Genomic DNA, 1,632 nt, shown 5'->3' with positions numbered 1-1,632 from the left:
GAAGCTTCGCCATCTTCGAACGTGCTGGTCGGAGGGGCTGGCGTGCGGGTCGTTGGCCGTGCTCGTGCTGGTTGATCGCGGGAGTCTGGGCTCTTGATCGTCCGTCACGGCGTTGTCAGCGGCTGGCTTCGAGGTCGGTCAGGACGAGCAGCGCGCGCAGGAGGGCGGTGGCGCGGGCGGGGTCGGTGCGGAGCTTGGTCAGGATCCGCCAGGCCTTCAGGTGGGCGAATCCGTGTTCGACGGGGGCGCGTCCGGCGGCCAGGATCCGGTTGGCCTGCTTCTGGCCGGTGGTGAGCTTGCGGTGGCGGGTGGCCTTGTAGCCGGTGACGATGACCTGGTCGTCGGGGTTCTCGGGTTTGTCCACGCCGAGGAAGCCCAGGTCGGCGAGCGCGCCGAGGCCGGCTGCCTTGAGGTGCTCGACGATCTTGTCGCGGCGGGCGGCGGTGGCGTCGTGGGTCCGCCCGGGCCGGGCGGCGGAGATCCAGATGATGTGGCCCGTCTCGTCGGTCAGGGCGAGGAAGTGCAGGCCGTGGCGGTGGTGCTTGCCGGAGTAGTTCGGGCGGTTCGCCTTCCCGGTGCGGCGTTGGGTGGGGATCAGCGTGCCGTCGATCAGCACCACTTCCCCGCCGCGCTTGGCTATCTTGCGCAGTGCCCGGTCCAGGCGCGGGGCCTTCGCGGCGAGCAGGTCGATCATCTCGTCGCGCCAGCGCCGCAGGGTGGATTCGGGCACGCCGTTGCCGCCGGCCAGGTCCAGGAGGCGCTGGTCGTGCCGCAGCATCGCCAGCACCAGCACCGCGATCCGTCCCGCAGGCTGCGACCGGAATGGCGAGCGGATCGCTTTCAACCGGGATCGCAGCAGGTCACGGAGGTAAACGATGGTGCTGGTGGACAGGTCCAGGCGGCACTGGTAGACAAGGGAGACGCCCTCGGCGGGCTCGTTGGTGTTCGTCACACAACTTCAACGGCCGCCGGGGGCACCGCGGTTACGCTCCTCGGTGTGCGTCGCCGCAGGTCACAGGCGCGTAGTGAAGCGGCCGTCGGGCAGTTTCCGCAGCCAGCCCCGCCCGGCGAGCTTGGACAGCTTCGCGCGCAGCGGCTCCAGTTTGCCCCGCACCGCCACCTCCAGCCCCAGCTCCTCGCCGACCTGCCGGGTCGCCACCGGCCCGCCCGCGCCCCGCACGATCGCGAGGATCCGCTGATAGTCCGGCGGCAGCGCGTCCTGGTCGACGCCGGGCCCGCGGTGCGGGACCAGCAGCACCGCACGGCCCGCCACCTGCGCGGACTCCGGTTCGGCCGCTGCTTGCTCGGCGGCGAACCGTTCGGCCATCCGCTTCCAGACCCGCTCGGCCACAGCGAGTTCGTCGCGCTCGGCCCGGACCTGTTCCAGTTGCTTGACCAGCTGTTCTTCCAGCTCGTCCAGTTCCGTGCGCCGCGCGGCGACCCGTTCCGCGATCTCGGACTCCACCATGAACCGGATGGTAGGCGGCACAAGGGCGGCGGAGCGGAGGAACCGGAGAAGCCACCCCGTCAGACGATCAAGGCCTCAGACTGCCGCCCACCACCAGCACGAGCACGGCCAACGACCCGCACGCCAGCCCCTCCGACCAGCACGTTCGAAGATGGCGAAGCTTC

At 70.7% G+C, this 1,632-nt stretch carries 2 protein-coding genes; both read right to left on the bottom strand.

Translation table 11 applies throughout. The annotated features are described in order from the left end of the window. Positions 1 to 115 precede the first annotated feature (115 nt). Entirely contained in the window at positions 116 to 952 is an 837-nt protein-coding gene (locus ACIG5E_RS39420) for a transposase family protein (protein WP_396542136.1), read from the bottom strand. Between the two features lie 60 nt (positions 953 to 1,012). Beyond that, positions 1,013 to 1,468, bottom strand: a complete 456-nt coding sequence (locus ACIG5E_RS39415) for a hypothetical protein (protein ID WP_396542134.1) — start codon at positions 1,466 to 1,468, stop codon at positions 1,013 to 1,015. Positions 1,469 to 1,632 lie beyond the last annotated feature (164 nt).

Origin of the sequence: Kitasatospora sp. NPDC053057, assembly GCF_044546945.1 — a bacterium.
GTDB lineage: Bacteria > Actinomycetota > Actinomycetes > Streptomycetales > Streptomycetaceae > Kitasatospora.
The sequence above is the reverse complement of the archived record's forward strand: the minus strand, read 5'-3'. Positions and strand labels throughout refer to the sequence as shown.

Coding starts and splice junctions, on each gene's coding strand:
- ACIG5E_RS39415 (WP_396542134.1), bottom strand. CDS start 1,468: ATGGTGGAGTCCGAGATCGCGGAACGGGTCGCCGCGCGGCGCACGGAA.